The 15,475-nt window shown below is 70.4% G+C and carries 13 protein-coding genes; 8 read left to right on the top strand and 5 right to left on the bottom strand.

Annotated features, from left to right (window positions below):
* Positions 1–4 precede the first annotated feature (4 nt).
* On the top strand, positions 5–1,207 hold the full coding sequence (locus EP757_RS11095; RefSeq protein ID WP_127544573.1) for a hypothetical protein: 1,203 nt from the start codon (positions 5–7) through the stop codon (positions 1,205–1,207).
* Positions 1,208–1,221: 14 nt separating this feature from the next.
* Here EP757_RS11095 and EP757_RS11090 read toward each other — a convergent pair whose 3' ends face one another.
* The gene (locus tag EP757_RS11090) at positions 1,222–2,256 is read right to left on the bottom strand and encodes a hypothetical protein (protein WP_127544570.1); all 1,035 of its coding nucleotides are present in this window, start codon (positions 2,254–2,256) and stop codon (positions 1,222–1,224) included.
* 413 nt (positions 2,257–2,669) lie between these two features.
* Here EP757_RS11090 and pdhA point away from each other — a divergent pair, with 413 nt between their 5' ends.
* The 6 genes from pdhA to EP757_RS11065 all read left to right on the top strand — a co-directional run bounded on the left by pdhA (position 2,670) and on the right by EP757_RS11065 (position 12,078).
* Positions 2,670–3,812 carry a pyruvate dehydrogenase (acetyl-transferring) E1 component subunit alpha gene (pdhA, locus tag EP757_RS11085; protein ID WP_127544567.1) on the top strand — a complete coding sequence of 381 codons (1,143 nt, stop codon included), beginning with the start codon at positions 2,670–2,672 and terminating at the stop codon, positions 3,810–3,812.
* Positions 3,809–4,798 carry an alpha-ketoacid dehydrogenase subunit beta gene (locus tag EP757_RS11080; RefSeq protein WP_127544564.1) on the top strand — a complete coding sequence of 330 codons (990 nt, stop codon included), beginning with the start codon at positions 3,809–3,811 and terminating at the stop codon, positions 4,796–4,798. The genes pdhA and EP757_RS11080 overlap by 4 nt, the downstream gene beginning before the upstream one ends.
* Positions 4,799–4,803: 5 nt before the next feature.
* Positions 4,804–6,150, top strand: coding sequence for a dihydrolipoamide acetyltransferase family protein (locus EP757_RS11075; protein ID WP_127544561.1), 1,347 nt, complete (start codon positions 4,804–4,806; stop codon positions 6,148–6,150).
* A 202-nt stretch (positions 6,151–6,352) separates the two neighbouring features.
* Positions 6,353–6,493 (top strand): hypothetical protein, encoded by a 141-nt coding sequence (locus EP757_RS43230; protein WP_174262377.1) that lies wholly within the window; start codon positions 6,353–6,355, stop codon positions 6,491–6,493.
* A gap of 339 nt (positions 6,494–6,832) precedes the next feature.
* The gene (locus tag EP757_RS11070; RefSeq protein WP_127544558.1) at positions 6,833–10,216 is read left to right on the top strand and encodes a hypothetical protein; all 3,384 of its coding nucleotides are present in this window, start codon (positions 6,833–6,835) and stop codon (positions 10,214–10,216) included.
* Positions 10,217–10,281: 65 nt separating this feature from the next.
* The gene (locus EP757_RS11065) at positions 10,282–12,078 is read left to right on the top strand and encodes an NHL domain-containing thioredoxin family protein (protein WP_127544555.1); all 1,797 of its coding nucleotides are present in this window, start codon (positions 10,282–10,284) and stop codon (positions 12,076–12,078) included.
* A 53-nt stretch (positions 12,079–12,131) separates the two neighbouring features.
* Here EP757_RS11065 and EP757_RS11060 read toward each other — a convergent pair whose 3' ends face one another.
* From EP757_RS11060 to EP757_RS11050, 3 genes are read right to left on the bottom strand one after another with little or no spacing between them, the layout of a single operon-like run.
* A complete protein-coding gene (locus EP757_RS11060; protein ID WP_127554194.1) occupies positions 12,132–12,878 on the bottom strand; it encodes a LamB/YcsF family protein in 747 nt (248 codons plus the stop codon).
* Positions 12,874–13,713 carry a biotin-dependent carboxyltransferase family protein gene (locus EP757_RS11055; RefSeq protein ID WP_127544552.1) on the bottom strand — a complete coding sequence of 280 codons (840 nt, stop codon included), beginning with the start codon at positions 13,711–13,713 and terminating at the stop codon, positions 12,874–12,876. The genes EP757_RS11060 and EP757_RS11055 overlap by 5 nt, the downstream gene beginning before the upstream one ends.
* A complete protein-coding gene (locus tag EP757_RS11050; protein WP_127544549.1) occupies positions 13,710–14,321 on the bottom strand; it encodes an allophanate hydrolase subunit 1 in 612 nt (203 codons plus the stop codon). Before EP757_RS11050 ends, EP757_RS11055 begins: the two co-directional genes overlap by 4 nt.
* 78 nt (positions 14,322–14,399) lie before the next feature.
* Here EP757_RS11050 and EP757_RS11045 point away from each other — a divergent pair, with 78 nt between their 5' ends.
* Positions 14,400–15,074, top strand: a complete 675-nt coding sequence (locus tag EP757_RS11045; protein WP_127544547.1) for a hemolysin III family protein — start codon at positions 14,400–14,402, stop codon at positions 15,072–15,074.
* A gap of 56 nt (positions 15,075–15,130) precedes the next feature.
* Here EP757_RS11045 and EP757_RS11040 read toward each other — a convergent pair whose 3' ends face one another.
* Entirely contained in the window at positions 15,131–15,412 is a 282-nt protein-coding gene (locus EP757_RS11040) for a DUF6458 family protein (protein WP_127544544.1), read from the bottom strand.
* Positions 15,413–15,475: the final 63 nt, after the last annotated feature.

The raw sequence follows: 15,475 nt of genomic DNA, 5'->3' as shown, positions 1-15,475 counted from the left end.
CGGCATGCCCGCACCCCAGACCGCGTACGAGGCCGTTCTGCACGCGGCCAGAGACGTCACGAAGCTGGGCTGCGCGCTCGATGCCGAGATGCTCGGCTCCGCGCTGCTCGGCAGTGTCTACTCGGTGGCCGAGGAGCAGCGCGCCGACGCGGTGCGCGAGTTCGTCGGCCGGTTCCTGGTCGCGACGAAAGCGCGGCACACCCCCGAGGCGGCGACCGTCCGCGCGGTCTTCGCCGCTCTCGTCCCGGACGCCGACGGCGCCGCCGAGGTCGGTCACGACGAGCAGGCGCCGTCGTGGGTCACCCAGCTGGGCCGGGTCCGGCCGACCGGCTGTTTCGCCTACGGGGACGTCTACGGCGACCAGACGTCCTACGTGGTCACCTTCGCCTACCCGGACGGCGCCGACGGCGGCCCGGAGCACGCGGTCGTGGCAGTCGTCGACCACAACATCGGCATCACCAAGGACGTCTTCGTCTCCGCCTCGGCCGGCGCCCTGCTCAGCGAGATCCGGGCGCTCTGCGAGGCCGACGAGCTGACCTGGTTCCGCTCCGAGGACCCGGGCCGCCTCCGCGACGAGGTCGGCCGCCACCTGGAGATCACCGGAGAGCTGACCGAGCTGCCGTCGGACGGCTCGCTCGCCACCGACTACGCGCTCGCCGCGGCCCGGCTCGCCCGGCTGCCGGTGCTGACCACCCCGCCGCTGGACGAGCCGACCGGCCCGACCGGCGCCGATCTGGCCCGCGACTTCGCCGACTCGCCGGAGGCGGCCGCCGAAGGCCTGCCGGCCGGCAACGATCAGGATGCCGACCAGGCGTCGTTCGCCTTCTGCGTGAGCCTGATCCTGGACCACGCCGACTCGCTGCCGGGCGCCGACCCGCTGCGCTGGAGCCCGGCCGTGGCCGGCCTGTTCCTGCTGGACTGGGTGCACCGCCGGGCCGTCCTCGACATCGACGACGCCGCGATGCTGCCGCCGGTGGTCAAGGCCTGGACGGCGTTCGCGGGACGCAAGCGTGGCCTGCCCGCCGCCGCCGTCGCCGGGACGGCCACCGCCGTGGAGGAGCTGATCCCGGAGTTCGTCCGGCTCTACCGCACCGGCGAGCGCCGCAGCCCGGCCACCGCGGCCGTCGCCCAGTTGATAGCCGAAGGCATCGACCCGAACGACACCTCAGCGATCGAGGCATGGCTCGAAGCCAACCGCGACGACTGACCCGCGGGCGGGGGTCAGCGTCTGTTGGAGTAGTGCTCGTCGGCTGGTTCGGCGTGGTGCCGGCCCACCCGGGTGCTGCGCTGCCAGGCCGCCGTGGCGCGCTCGTCGGCGTGGTTGGTCTGCTCGGCTCGGTGCTGGCCGCGATAGGGGCGGTTCACCAGCATCCGCTCCTCCTCGGAACGCGGCTGGTTGAGCAGCCGGTGCACGTTGAGCCCTCGTTCGGCGTAGCTCTGCTCGAGGATGCGGGCTGGGCGGATGTTGTACGGGCGTTCGGCCACTGCTGACCTCCGGCTGGGTTCGGACCGGTCTCGGGACCGGACTGGTTGAACGGTGCGTTTCCGGGTTGAGCTCTCCCGGACGGTGGCGGGCTCGCAGTCCCGCCAGTCGGGTTCGTCGTCGTCGGGCACGTCGGGCAGGTCGGGGATCTCGGGGAAGTCCGGCGGGCTTTCCGGCCGCGTCACGTCGTTCTCCTCGGGCACCACCGGCAACCCGGGGATTTCCGGAAAATCCGACACAGCGGGCAATTCGGAGCGGCGTGGCTCTTTCTTGCGGACCGGCGCCCTCTTCGGGACCGGCTTGCGCGACGCCGACTTCCGAGGTTTCGCAGGATTCGAAATCGCCGGGACATCCCTCGCCGACGACGTCCGCTTCGACGTGGCGGCCGGCCGGCGCTGCTTCCCGACGTACCCCCTCTTGGTCTGATCTTTATCGGACAGACCACCCACTGAGCCGGAAGCCGACGGAGAGGGCGGAGGAGACGACGGGGGCGGCTGGGACGGCGACGGCGGGACGACCGGCCCGGTGGCCGGCGGCGGCAGGAACGGCACGTCCATGGCGCCCGGCCGATCCCGTCCGGAGATCTCCTCCGAGCCGGTGGAGAGCACCGCGAGCGTGGGCACCGAGGCGAGCCCGACCAGCAGAGCCACCATGATCACGTAACGCCGGGTCGGCCCGGAGAAGCCGTGGTCCTCGCGGTACACCCCGTTGAGCCGCTTCCGCAACACCTTGAGCGGCGGCGCGAAGTGGTCATCGTCGGACTGGTGATGCACGCGGGACTCCCCCAGGAAAAGAAAAGATCCACTTGGATCCGTTCCGGTCAAAGGGCTGAACGAGGAATCCCTTGATTCGCAGCGGGACGGGCCGACCATTCGTACTACAGTGAGATCACAAAGCCTACTAAAACGGACAAATACCCTTAACAATGTCTCGGCAGAAAATCTCTATTCGTGATCCACGCACTCTGTAACCGCGCTCACTCCCTCTGTCAGGATGGGATCGACGGCACCGCCGCCGTCGCCTTCCGCCAACCAGCGGGGCTTCGGCGGGTTCGTCCCGGCAGATCACCAGCCGGAACATGCCGCGCGGCAACCCCACCCGGGCCAGGCGCGGCCAGCCCCTAGCGGTCAGCCGCGCGGCCGGGAGACACCCGCCGCGGGCGCAGAAGAGGAAACAGGAGACACGGATGGCGAAAGGCGAGCGCGACAGAGCCGGTAACGACGTACCGGCAGGCGGCTTCGTCCAACTGCTGACCCCCGACGGCGAGCGCATCGACAGCGCGACCACCGCCGACGGAAGCACCTACAGCGTCGGCTTCACCGACGAGGAATACCGGGACCTCTACCGCGATCTGGTGACCGTCCGGCGTCTCGACGCCGAGGCCGTCGCACTGCAGCGGCAGGGCGAGCTCGGCATCTGGGCCAGCCTGCTCGGGCAGGAGGCGGCACAGGTCGGCTCCGGCCGCGCGCTGCGATCCCAGGACATGGCGTTCCCCACCTACCGCGAGCACGGCGTCCTCTACTGCCGCGGCATCGACCCGATCATGCCGTTCGGCCTGTTCCGCGGCGTCGACCAGGGCGGCTGGGACCCGAACGAGTTCCGGTTCAACACCTACACCATCGTGATCGGCTCGCAGACCCTCCATGCGACCGGCTACGCCATGGGCGTCACGATGGACGGCCGGACCGGCAGCGCGGACGGCGAGGCCGTGATCGCGTACTTCGGGGACGGCGCGACCAGCCAGGGCGAAGTGAACGAGTCGTTCGTCTGGTCCGGTGTCTTCAACGCCCCCATCGTCTTCTTCTGCCAGAACAACCAGTACGCGATCTCCGAGCCGCTGGAGCGGCAGACCCGCGTCCCGCTCTACCAGCGCGCCGGCGGCTACGGCTTCCCCGGTATCCGGGTCGACGGCAACGACGTGCTCGCCACCTTCGCGGTGACCCGGGCCGCCCTCGACAACGCCCGCAACGGCCAGGGCCCGACGCTCATCGAGGCGTACACCTACCGCATGGGCGCGCACACCAGCTCGGACGACCCGACGCGTTATCGCATCGCCAGCGAGGTCGAGGCCTGGAAGGCGAAGGACCCGATCTCCCGCCTGCGCAAGTTCCTGGAGAAGCAGAAGGTCGCCGGCGAGGACTTCTTCGGCGAGGTCGACGAGACGGCCGGCAAGCTCGCCCTCGACCTGCGCGAACGCGTCCTCGCGATGCCCGACCCCGAGCCGGTCGCCATGTTCGACCACGTCTATCCGAACGGCTCACCGGAGTTGGTGACGCAGCGCAAGGCGTTCGCCGAGTACCAGGCTTCGTTCGAGGGGAGTGGGCACTGATGACCGAGACGATCAACCTGGGCAAGGCGCTCAACCACGGCCTGCGCCGGGCGTTGGAGAACGACCCGAAAGTCGTGATCATGGGTGAGGACGTCGGCAAGCTCGGCGGCGTCTTCCGGATCACCGACGGCCTGCAGAAGGACTTCGGCGAGAACCGGGTGATCGACACCCCGCTCGCCGAGGCCGGCATCATCGGCACGGCGGTCGGCCTCGCCATCCGCGGCTACCGGCCGGTCTGCGAGATCCAGTTCGACGGCTTCGTCTTCCCGGCCTACAACCAGATCGTCAGCCAGGTCGCGAAGATGCACTACCGCTCGAAGGGCAACGTCCGGCTGCCGATCGTCATCCGGATCCCGTTCGGCGGCGGCATCGGTGCTGTCGAGCACCACTCCGAGTCCCCCGAGGCGTACTTCGCGCACACCCCCGGCCTCAAGGTCGTGACCTGTGCGAACCCGGCCGACGCCTACTGGATGATCCAGCAGGCGATCAGCTCCGACGACCCGATCGTCTTCTTCGAGCCGAAGCGGCGTTACTGGGAGAAGGGCGAGGTCGACCTGGACGGTCCTCTCGACGGCGCGTACCCCTTGCACGCCGCTCGGGTGGCCCGGCCCGGCAATGACGCGACGCTCCTGGCGTACGGCCCGATGGTCCGGGTGGCTCTCGACGCCGCCGCGGCCGCTGCCGAGGACGGCCGCGACCTGGAGGTCATCGACCTGCGGACGCTCTCCCCGGTGGACTACCCGACGATCTTCGAGTCGGTCCGGCGTACCGGTCGTGCGGTCGTCGTGCACGAGGCGCCGGGCAACCTCGGCCTGGGCGCGGAACTCGCCGCCCGGATCACCGAGGAGTGCTTCTACTCCCTGGAGGCGCCGGTGCTGCGCGTGACCGGCTACGACATCCCCTATCCGGCAGCCCGGGCCGAGGAGGAATACCTCCCCGACCTCGATCGCCTGCTGGACGCCGTCGACCGTTCGTTCGGCTGGTGACGCCGATGTCGCGGATCAAGGAATTCAACCTGCCCGACCTCGGCGAAGGACTCACCGAGGGCGAGATCCTGGCCTGGCTCGTCAAGGTCGGCGACACGATCGAGCTGAACCAGCCGATCGTCGAGGTGGAGACGGCGAAGGCGGCCGTCGAGATTCCCGCGAAGTGGGGCGGCGTCGTCACCCGGATCTTCCACGAGGCCGGCACCACGGTCGAGGTGGGCGCACCGATCATCTCGATCGACACGGAACCCGGCGCCGGTCCGGCTCCTTCCGAGCCCGCCGTCGCGGACGGTCTCATCGGTGGTCCGGCCCCTGGCGGGCGCACGGCAGTGCTCGTCGGTTACGGCCCCAAGACCACAACTGCCAAAAGAAGATCCCGTTCCAGTACGCCGGCACCGGCCACTGTGGCGGCCTCACCCGCCGCGCCAGTGGTCACCACCCCACAGGTCGAGCCCACCCGGGTCGGCCCCGTGCTCGCGAAACCTCCCGTGCGCAAGCTGGCCCGTGACCTCGGCGTCGACCTGGCGACGATCACTGGTAGCGGTCCGTCCGGATCAGTGACGCGGGACGACGTACAGAAGGCCCTCGCTGTTGAAGCTCCCACCGAGCCGGCGCCTTCCTCTCCGAACGGCTTCACCGGAGCCGGGACCCGCGAACAGCGCATCCCGATCAAGGGCGTGCGCAAGGCGACAGCGGCGAACATGGTGGCTTCGGCGTTCACGGCGCCGCACGTCACCGAGTTCCTCACCGTCGACGTGACCCGGACCGTGAAGACGCTGGAGAAGCTGCGCGCCAAGCGGGAGTTCGCCGAGCAGAAGATCTCCCCGCTGCTGCTCGTGGCGAAGGCCGTCCTGCTCGCGATCAAGCGGTACCCGATGGTCAACTCGACCTGGTCGGGCGAGACCGGCGAGATCGTGATCAAGGAGTACGTGAACCTCGGCATCGCCGCGGCGACCGAGCGTGGCCTGATCGTGCCGAACATCAAGGACGCCGACCGGCTGGCCCTGCCCGAGCTCGCGACCGCGCTGAACGATCTGGTGCGGACCGCCCGGTCGGGCAAGACGCCGCCGTCCGACATGACCGGCGGCACGTTCTCGATCACGAACGTCGGCGTCTACGGCGTGGACACCGGAACCCCGATCCTGCCGCCCGGCGAGTCGGCCATCCTGGCACTCGGCGCCATCCGGCCGACGCCCTGGGTACACAACGGCAAGATCAAGATCCGCGAGGTGACCACGCTGGGCCTCTCCTTCGACCACCGGATCATCGACGGCGAACTCGGCTCGAAGTTCCTCCGGGACGTCGGCGCCTTCCTGGCGGACCCGAAGACGGCGATGCTTACCTGGGGCTAGGTTCGTTCGGCCTAGGCGGATGCGGACTTTCGAATCGAAAGCACATGACCCAACTCACCCTCTATTCCTTTGGCACGAACCTCGCACCGGACGCATACTTGGATCAACACCGAGACATGCGCCGAGGTGACCGCCACAAGCGGAGCCGGACGCCTGTCACCAGCAGGGCCGGCCAAGAGCCGGGGAAGAGAGCAGCAGGGCCATGAGCAGCATGATCGACCGCATCCGCCGGCACCGCCGGATCAGCCGCCAGAACCGCGCCATCGACCGCGCCATGCAGTCGGCGCCCACGCAGGCGATGCGTGACGAGATCGCCTTCTTCTCGCAGCGGCAGCCCTCCTAGGCGATATCGCCGCCAGGGGCGGCGTCTTCGGGGGGTTACAAACGTAAAACGGCCCGTCTGGATCATCCGGACGGGCCGTTTCGTGTCAAAAACCACGTTCGAAGATCGGACACTGGTCCCTCCGGGGCGTACACCGGGATTCCTCCTGTCGCCGACGCCCGGTACGGTTGGCAACGGTCCTCAAGCCGGCGCGGCCGGTCGGCGACAAGGACCGGGGGCTTCATCCCGGCTCCCCAGCACGACCTTGGCCGGAGAGCTGGCACGGCCCTTTGGCGGAAGGACGCCGACGGGGTCGCGTCCGTGCAAAGCTGGCACGGCCGCAGAAACGAGGAGGCGCGTATGACGTCCGAGGGGCACCACGCCGGTCAGCCGGCCGAAGCCACGTCGGGCGGACCCGCATCGGGCGGATACCCGTCCGACGCCGAGGGTCAGCGAGTGGCCGGCCGGGCATCCGCCCCGGTGACGCCGGCCGAGGGTTTCCCGACTTCGTACGGACCTCCGCCGCAGGCGACGCCGAACGGCGGCTCGCCGTTCGTGGTCCCGCCGGTCTCCACGTTCGGATCGGGTCCGCAGCAGGCCGGGACGCAGTACGGGTCGGCCCGCGTGCCTTCTTCGCCTTCGCCTTCACCTTCGCCGGAGTCCTCACCCGCGGAGAACGGGCTTCCGCGGCGGGAGCCGTCCGCTTCGCCGTACGGGTCGGTCGCTCCTTCCACTTCTCCGTACGGCCCCTCCGGTGGCGCCGGCGCTCCCGGCCCGGACCAGGGCGTCTGGAGCCCGCCGGCCGCGCCGCCGATCACCGGTGGCCTGCCGACCCGCACCCCCGGCGCCTCCGTGCCCTCCGCCGACGACTCCGGCGGCACCAGTTTCTCCGCCTTCGGCGACCAGCCCGTCCGCGTCCCCGGCGCCAGCCTCAACGATCTTCCGGACGCCCCTCCGAGCGGCTTCACCGCAGGCCCGGCCCAGAACAGTTGGATGCAGAGCAACAACAACCGCGCCCCCGAGCCGTCTGACGCCGGCCGCCCGGCCGCCTTCCCGACCCGTCGCGGAGACGGCAGCGGTTTCCCGCTGCGCACCCCGGCCGGCCCGGCAGCGCCCGAGTCTGAGAACAGCGGCCTCGACGTGCCGGCCCCTTCGTTCGGCCCGTCCGTGCCCGCTTCCGGTTCAGCGGCTCCTGCTTCCGGCGCCGCTTTCGGGCCGGCTTCCGCCGCGCCTGCTCCTGCTTCCGGCGCTTTCGGGCCGGCTTCCTCCGCACCTGCTTCCGGCGCCGGCAACGGCGGTCCTTTCGGTGGCCCGGCTCAGGGCAACACCTTCGGTTCCGCCGCGCCCTCGCCCGCTTCCGCTTCGCCCGCCGGCAACGGTTTCAGCCCCGCCTCCGGCTCACCCGCCGGCAACGGCTTCGGCCCGGCCTCGGGTTCACCTGCCGGAAACGGTTTCGGGCCTGCCTCCGCCGCACCCGCTTCCGGCTCCCCCGCCGGAAACGGATTCGGTTCCGCTTCCGGCACGCCCGGCTTCGGACCGGGCGCGACTCCCGGCAACGGTTTCGGTGCTGCCGAACCGCAGTCGGGGAACGTCTTCGGCTCTGCCGAGCAGCCGTCCGCGAACGCCTACGGGTCACCCGAGCAGCCGTCCGCGAACGCTTACGGGTCGCCCGAGCCTCAGTCCGGGAACGCCTACGGGTCGCCCGAGGCTCAGTCCGGGAACGCCTTCGGGTCGCCGGAGGCCTCCGCGGACTCCGAGCCGGGTAACGGTTCCGGCTTCCCGCAGCGAGTGCCCGGCGCATCTCTTTCCAGCGGCGGCGCACCGGTACCGCCGTCTGCCCCGGCGCCCGCACCGACGTCGGGCAGCGCCGTACCGCAGCCGCGCGACGCCGCCGAACGCCCTGCCGTCGGCTCGGCCCGCCCGGTGACGGCCAGCGCGTCAGTACCCGGCTCCCGCGTCGAAGCCAACGAACTCCCGCCGCCCGCCCCAGCGCCGCAGGCCCGGGTCTACGGCCGTCCCGCCTCAGCGGTCCCCGCCGAGCCGGAGTCCGCCGACGACAACGATTCATCGAGCGACTACCCGGACGCGCCGTTCGCGGCCCAGCGCGCCGAGGCCCCGTTCGGAACGCAGCAGCCCGAAGCCCCCTTCGCGCCGCAGCAGCCCAGCGCGCCGTTCGCACCGCAGCAGCCGAGCGCGCCGTTCGGCGGCCAGCAGCAGGAACCGGCGTTCGGCGGCCAGCAGGACTCGCCGTTCGGCGGCCAGCAGGAACCGGCGTTCGGTGGACAGCAGCAGGACTCGGCGTTCGCGCCGCAGCAGGGCAATCCTGGTTTCGGTGCGCAGCCGTTCGGGCAGCGGCGTGACGAGGAAGAGCAGTCGGGCGGATTCCCGCAGCAGCAGGACCGCTTCACTCCGCCCGGTGCGTACTCGCCCGGCTTCCCCGGTGGCGCCCCGCGCAACGACGAGGAGCAGTCCGGCGGATTCGCTGCCGCGCCGCTGCCGCAGCGTGGCTACCAGCAGCCCGGCGCCGAGGACAACGGCCCGTACGGCCAAGCCCCCGCAGAAGGCGGCCCGTTCGGCCCGCGACCCGGCGAGGGTGGCCCGTTCGGTGCGCGGCCCGGCGAAGAGAACCCCTTCGGTGCACGGCCCGGCGAAGAGAACCCCTTCGGTGCACGGCCCGGTGAAGAGAACCCGTTCGGTCAGCGGCCCGGTGAAGGCGGCCCCTTCGGCGCGCGGCCCGGCGACGCGCCCGGTGACGGCGGCCCGTTCGGCCCGCGCCCCGGCGACGGGCCCGGTGAACTTCCTCGTAATGGGGAAGGGTTGATGCCCGCTGACGGTAGCCGTACCGAAGATGGCTCTCGATCTGGAACCTATGGCGCCGGCACCTACGGCCAGCGGCCCCCGTCGAACGCCGACGACGAGCCGAGCGGCGGATTCCCGTTCCCGCAGCAGCAGGACGGTGGCGCGCCCGGTGTGAGCCCGCAGTCGCCGGCTCGCGCCTCGGCACGTGCGTCGGCGAGCGCCCGGGTGTCTCCGCCCGATGCTCCCGGCAACAACGCGCCGCCGTTCCCCGGATCCGGTGGAGCGCCGTACTCGATGCCCGGCTCCCCGCAGTTCCCGATCTCGGGTGGTCCGGCGTCCGGTTCCCCGGCGGTGCCCGCCGGCCCGCCGTACAACGAGTTCACCGGTAACGGCCCGGACCAGTTCAACGAGCACACGACGGACGTGTCCGGCCGGGGCAACTCGACGTACGTACCCGCGCCCGCTCTTCCGCCGATGCCCGGCGAGGCCCCTCCCGGTGTCTACCCGGGAAGTCCGGCGGCGCGTGCCACGGTCACCCCGCCCGGCCCGGAGGACACGACGAGCTGGCCCGGACCGGCTGACGAGCAGAACAAGTTCGACAGCTTCAAGGCGGAGGAACCCGCGGCGCCGGCGCCGGTCAAGACGAACGTCAAGACCGTCCCGGTGACGCTGGCCGTCGTGCTCGGCGCCACGCTGCTGCTGGGGCTGGTCTTCGGGCTGGTCTACCTGATCTCCGGTGACGACGAGTTCAGCGTCGCCCAGGGTGAGTGCGTGACGCGTACGTCGGACAACACCCCGGTGAAGGCGGACTGCTCGACGGCCGGCGCGTTCGAGGTCGTGTCGATCGCCTCCGCCAAGGAGCAGTGCGCCGACCAGGCCCAGCCGTACATCGTGGTTCCGAAGGACGGCGGCGACCAGGTTCTCTGCCTGAAGCCGCGTTCCTAGAATCCCGATCACAGAGCGCGGTCCCGCCCGTGGGCGGGGCCGCTGCTCTGAGGCACGATGGGCGCATGAATTCTCGCGTGCGTGCGCCCGAGCTGAAGGGCCGTGGCTGGCTCAACACGGGCGGCAAGGACCTCACCCTGGCCGACCTCCGGGGCAAGATCCTGATCCTGGACTTCTGGACGTTCTGCTGCATCAACTGCCTGCACGTCCTGGATGAGCTGCGGCCGCTCGAGGAGAAGTACGGCGACGCGATCGTGGTGATCGGCGTCCACTCACCGAAGTTCGAGCACGAGCGTGACCCGGTGGCGCTGGCCGCCGCGGTGGAGCGTTACGGCGTCCACCACCCGGTCGTCGACGACGGCGACATGCACCTCTGGCAGCAGTACGCGGCGAAGGCCTGGCCCACTCTTGCCGTCGTCGACCCGACCGGCTACCTGGTCGCCTCGATGGCCGGCGAGGGTCACGCCGAGGGCCTGTCCCGCCTGATCGACGAGTTGATCGCGAAGCACGAGGCGGACGGCACCCTGCACCGTGGCGACGGCCCGTTCGTTCCGCCGCCCGTCCCGGACGGTCTTCTCCGTTTCCCCGGCAAGGCGATCGAGCTGGCGAACGGCAACCTGCTCGTCTCCGACTCGGCCCGCCACTCGATCGTGGAGCTGGCCGCCGACGGTGAGACCCTGATCCGCCGGTTCGGTTCGACGGAGCGGAACGAGCCGTTCAGCGAGCCGCAGGGCCTGGTCCAGCTTCCCGCCGAGATCTCCAACATCACGGGGTACGACGTACTGATCGCCGACACGGTGAACCACCAGATCAGGGCGCTCGCCACCGAGACCGGAGAGGTCCACCTCGTCGCCGGTTCCGGCAAGCCCTGGCGTTCCACCGTCGACGACCACCCGCACGACGCCCTCGCCGCCGACCTGTCCTCCCCGTGGGACCTCGCCTGGTACGACGACAAGGTCATCATCGCGATGGCCGGCATCCACCAGCTCTGGTGGTTCGACCCGATCAAGCGGACCGTCGGCGTCTACGCCGGCACCACGGTCGAGGCTCTCCGCGACGGCCCGCTGCCGGACGTGTGGATGGCCCAGCCGTCCGGTCTCTCGGTGAGCGCCGACGGCAAGCGCCTCTGGATCGCCGACAGCGAGACCTCCGCACTGCGGTACGTCGAAGACGGCGTACTGCACACCGCCGTCGGCCAGGGCCTGTTCGATTTCGGTCACGTGGACGGCACGGCCGAGGAGGCGCTCTTCCAGCACCCGCTCGGTGTGGCAGCCCTGCCGGACGGTTCGGTGCTGGTCGCCGACACCTACAACGGCGCGGTCCGCCGCTTCGACCCTTCCGACGGCACCGTCTCCACGGTGGACTCCGGCCTGGCCGAGCCGAGCGACGTGCTGGTCACCGCGGCCGGCGAGGTCGTGGTCGTCGAGTCCGCCGCCCACCGGCTGACCCGCCTCGCCCCCGGCGTGGTGAAGACGGTCAGCGGTGAACGGCACAAGACCGAGCGCCCGCCGTCCCACCTGGCTCCCGGCGAAGTCACGCTCGACGTGATCTTCACGCCGGCCCCGGGCCAGAAGCTGGACAGCCAGTTCGGCTCCCCTCTGCGCCTCACCGTCTCCGCGTCCCCCGCCGAGCTGCTGCTGGAAGGCGACGGCGTCACCACCGATCTGTCCCGCCGCCTCGTCCTCAACCCGGATGTGCCGAAGGGCGTCCTGCAGGTGGTGGCTCAGGCCGCCACCTGCGACGTCGACACCGAGTTCGGTGCCTGCCACCTGACCCGTCAGGACTGGGGCGTCCCGATCGTCATCGACCCGTCCGCCCCGAGCCGCCTCCCCTTGATCCTCCGAGGCATGGACGAGTCGTGAACACCGGTCAGCGCACGCGGCAGCCGAGTCGCGTGCGCTGACGGAGCCAGGGTCTAGGCGAACGGGCGCACTGCCATGTGGCCTTCCAGCCCGGCCCGGACTGCTCGGGCCAGGTCGACGGCGCCCGGCGTGTCGCCATGGACGCAGATGGAACGGATCGGGCACGCCACCATCGACCCGTCCACGGCGACGACCGAGCCGCTCACTGCCATTCGCACGGCTCGGGTGACCACGTCCGCCGGTGAGTGGACGAGCGCACCCGGAGCGGACCTCGGCACCAGACGGCCGTCGGCCAGATAGCCACGGTCGGCGAAGCCTTCGCCGACCACCGTGAGCCCGGCTTCCACTGCCGCCACGGCCAGCACCGAGCCCGGCTGGCACAGCACCGGCAGCGCCGGATCCCAGGCCAGCACCGCATCCACGACGGCACCCGCCTGCAGTTCGTCGACGGCCGCGGTGTTGTAGAGCGCCCCATGCGGTTTCAGATAGCGCACACGGTCGCCGGCAGCTCGGCAGAAGGCTTCCAGGGCGCCGATCTGGTAGAGGATGTCGTCGCGAAGGTCGGTTCGGGTGTATTCGATCCGGCGGCGACCGAAACCGGCCAGGTCCCGGTAGCCGACCTGCGCGCCGACCGCCACGCCCTTCTCGGAAGCCGTGCGGCACACCCGGTACATCGTGGAGGGATCTCCGGCATGGAAGCCGCAGGCCACGTTCGCCGAGGTCACGACGTCGAGCAGGGCGTCGTCGTCGCCGAGCTGCCAGGCGCCGAAGCCTTCGCCGAGGTCGGCGTTGAGGTCAATGAAGCTCACGGAACCGAACCGTAGTCCCCGGCCGGGCCTGCGCCAGCGGCGTGACGTCACCGACCACGCCGATCACCGGATATCCGCCGGTCGTGGGGTGGTCGGCGAGGAAGACGATCGGCTGGCCGTCGGCCGGCACCTGCACCGATCCGAGCACCACGCCTTCGGACGGCAGCTCGCCGACCTTGGTGCGGGTCAGGGCCGTGCCGGCCATCCGGGCGCCGACGCGGTTGCTCAGAGGACTGATTTTGTACGGGGTACCGAACAGTCCCGCCACGTCGAACCAATCATCGCGCGGCCCGAGCCGGACCCCGAGAACGATCTCCTCGCCGCTCCCCGGAGCCACGCGCGAATAATCTGAAGGCGCGCCATTTGAAATGATGGCCGAACCGATCGGCAGCGTCATGCCATCGGCCAGCTTCGCCGGTCCAAGATCGGAGAGCGTGTCGGTGGACCGGCTGCCGAGCACCGGCTCGACAGCGATCCCGCCGGCGACGGCGATGTAGGAGCGCACGCCGCCGGTGGCCCGGCCGATCTCCAGCACGCCACCGGCCGGCACCGCCACGACCGGGCCGAGGGCCGGCTCCTTGTCGAGCTTCACCGTCGCCGCGGCCCCGGTCACCGCGACCGTCGCCGCCGTCTCGAAGCGCAGCTTGCAGCCCATCAGCGTGGTCTCCAGCCCGGCGGCGTCGTCCGGGTTGCCGACGAGGCGGTTGGCACGCCGCAGCGCGGGGACGTCGAGCGCGCCGGAGCGGGGCACGCCGAGATGCGCGTAGCCGGGACGACCGAGGTCCTGGACGGTGGTGAGCGGGCCGGCTCGCAGAACGGTGATCACTTCTTCTCCTCGACCAGGTTCACGCGAGTTCCGGGGACGAGGAGAGAGGGGTGCTCCCGGCGTACATCGAAGATCTCCAAGTGGGTGTGACCCACCAAGCGCCACCCACCCGGCGAGGCCGCCGGATAGATGCCGGCATAGCCGGCGGCGAGGGCCACCGAACCAGCCGGTACGCGAGGCCGCGGAGCTGCGAGCCGCGGCACCGACCAAGCCTCGGGGAAGCCGCGGAGATAGGCGAAACCGGGTGCGAAGCCGCAGAACGCCACCGTCAGCGGTGTCTCGACCAGGCGTTTCACCGCCTCCGCAACGGACACCTGCCAGATCTCCGCGACGTCGGCCAGATCTTCGCCGTCGAAGATCGTCGGCACCTCCACGAGCGGCCCCTCGGCACGAGCGCCGCCCGGCGGCGGCTCCCAGGAGGCCAGGCGCTCCACGATCTCCGGATCGACGCCGTCGAGCAGCACCGTCCGCGCTCCTGGAACGATCTCCTCGACCCGGAGCTCGCCGCTCTCCCGGCGGCGCCAGAGCTCGGCCCGCCAATCCTCCACCCGATCGGCGTCAGCACACTCGATCAACAGCGCCGAGGCGCCGGCACGTCGTACCTTCATGAGGAAATCATCGGGCATGCTTTTCCGTATGCGGCATCACTACCCATTAGTAACCTACGGTGCCGTAACCTGGATCGCGTGACGACCTCAACCCCGTTCCGGATGAAGCCCGCCGATCTCGGCAAGCCGAGGCTGCGCGGCCGGTTGCATCAGTACGCATTCTTCGTCGCCCTGGTCTGCGGCATCGTGCTCTGCTCGATCGCTCTGACCCGCCCGGGCATCGGTCCGTTCATCAGCTGCCTCATCTACAGCATCACGGTGTGCGGTCTCTTCGGCACCAGCGCGCTGTACCACCGCCGGGTCTGGAGCGAACGCGGCTACCAGATCATGCGGCGGATGGATCACTCGATGATCTTCATCTTCATCGCCGGCACCTACACGCCGTTCTGCGTGCTGCTGCTCAGCGAGAGCAAGGCCACGCTGATGCTCAGCCTGGTGTGGGGTGGCGCGCTCGGCGGCGTCGCGCTCAAGATGCTCTGGCCGCACCTGCCACGCTGGGTCGGCGCGCCGCTCTACGTCGCCCTGGGCTGGGTCGCCGTCGCGATCATCCCGGACGTCGTGCACATGAGCGTGACCATCCTGGTCCTGATGATCGTGGGCGGCGCGATCTACACGGTCGGGGCGGTCTTCTACGCGCTGCGCCGGCCGAACCCGTGGCCGACCGTCTTCGGGCACCACGAGTTCTTCCACGCGTGCACGCTCGTCGCAGCGATCTGCCACCACATCGCGATCTATTTCGCCCTGTACGTCTGACGTCACGGAGAAGCCCCGGGCCGTTGGGGTCGCCCGGGGCTTTTCCGACTGTTCGATCAGGAGTACGCCGGGGGCGGCGGCGGGGGAACATCGTCGTTGCGGCGGACCTCGCGGTACTCACTGCTGTAACCGGCGCCGGCGACCGGCTGCTGCGTGCGGGTCACCACCGTCCGGCGACGGCTGTTCCAGTACCAGAGTGTGATGATCAGGCCGACCAGACCGCCGACCATCAGAATCCAGCCGATGACGTTGATGTCGAGACCGCTGATGTCCGCCTCCACGGCGAACGCCAGGATCGCGCCCAGAATCAGCAGGAAAATGCTCGCGCCGATGCCCATCGGACCCTCCTCGGGTGTCCGCCCGGCCGTGCGTCCGCGCTCGACCGTGATGAATGCGTCGAT

The organism is Actinoplanes sp. OR16 (genome assembly GCF_004001265.1).
In the GTDB taxonomy this organism is placed as follows: Bacteria; Actinomycetota; Actinomycetes; order Mycobacteriales; family Micromonosporaceae; genus Actinoplanes.
This window is presented reverse-complemented; position numbering and strand designations above follow the sequence as displayed.

Bases quoted from the DNA above. Each gene is read 5' to 3' on its own strand.
- EP757_RS11095 (WP_127544573.1), top strand. From the start codon at position 5: ATGCCCGCACCCCAGACCGCGTACGAGGCCGTTCTGCACGCGGCCAGA.
- pdhA (WP_127544567.1), top strand. From the start codon at position 2,670: ATGGCGAAAGGCGAGCGCGACAGAGCCGGTAACGACGTACCGGCAGGC.
- EP757_RS11075 (WP_127544561.1), top strand. From the start codon at position 4,804: ATGTCGCGGATCAAGGAATTCAACCTGCCCGACCTCGGCGAAGGACTC.
- EP757_RS43230 (WP_174262377.1), top strand. From the start codon at position 6,353: ATGAGCAGCATGATCGACCGCATCCGCCGGCACCGCCGGATCAGCCGC.
- EP757_RS11070 (WP_127544558.1), top strand. From the start codon at position 6,833: ATGACGTCCGAGGGGCACCACGCCGGTCAGCCGGCCGAAGCCACGTCG.
- EP757_RS11065 (WP_127544555.1), top strand. From the start codon at position 10,282: ATGAATTCTCGCGTGCGTGCGCCCGAGCTGAAGGGCCGTGGCTGGCTC.
- EP757_RS11050 (WP_127544549.1), bottom strand. From the start codon at position 14,321: ATGAAGGTACGACGTGCCGGCGCCTCGGCGCTGTTGATCGAGTGTGCT.
- EP757_RS11040 (WP_127544544.1), bottom strand. From the start codon at position 15,412: ATGGGCATCGGCGCGAGCATTTTCCTGCTGATTCTGGGCGCGATCCTG.